1 protein-coding gene is annotated in these 662 nt (G+C 61.8%); it reads left to right on the top strand.

Annotated elements, in window-relative coordinates:
• Nucleotides 1-209: 209 nt before the first annotated feature.
• On the top strand, nucleotides 210-662 hold a 453-nt coding region (locus C7G61_RS43025; protein ID WP_244608794.1), incomplete at its 3' end, for a helix-turn-helix domain-containing protein.

Genomic DNA, 662 nt, shown 5'->3' with positions numbered 1-662 from the left:
CTAGACGACCGATTCCATGAAACCCGCGTGCTGCAGCAGGCTGGATTGATGGAACGGACGGGTTGTTGGCGGATTCCTCGTTTGCGGTCGGCGAAACGAGGAGCTGTATCATGGCAGGATGGCGGCGAGCGGTCGAATTGGCAATGAGTGATGAAGAGATAGCGACCTTGACGACGCTTTCGCGGTCGAGGATCGAACTGGCGAGCCGGGTGTCGCGGGCGCAGATGCTGCTGGCGTATCGGGAAAATCCTTCGTTCTGCGCGGTGGGCCAGAGACTTGGGGTCCATCATCAGACGGTGCAGCGCTGTGTCGAGCGGGCGCTGGCCGATGGCCCGCTGGCAGCCCTTGATGATCGCCCGCGACCGGGCAAGGAACCAACCATCACGCCGGAAGCCAAAGCCTGGTTGGTGTCGCTGGCGTGCGACAAGGCCAAGGACCACGGCTATCCACATGAGTTGTGGACGACGCGGCTCTTGGCGCGCCATGCGCGTGAACACGGGCCGGCGGCGGGGCATGCGTGTTTGGCCAATTTGGTCCAGGGAACGGTGTGCAAGATCCTCGGCCGGGAGGACATCAAGCCGCACAAGGTGCGCTATTATCTTGAAAATCGCGACGCCGAGTTCGAACAGAAGATGGCGGAGGTCCTGTGCGTCTATCGTGAA

The sequence above is a fragment of the Bradyrhizobium algeriense genome (assembly GCF_003062295.1).
GTDB lineage: Bacteria > Pseudomonadota > Alphaproteobacteria > Rhizobiales > Xanthobacteraceae > Bradyrhizobium > Bradyrhizobium algeriense.
The sequence above is the reverse complement of the archived record's forward strand: the minus strand, read 5'-3'. Positions and strand labels throughout refer to the sequence as shown.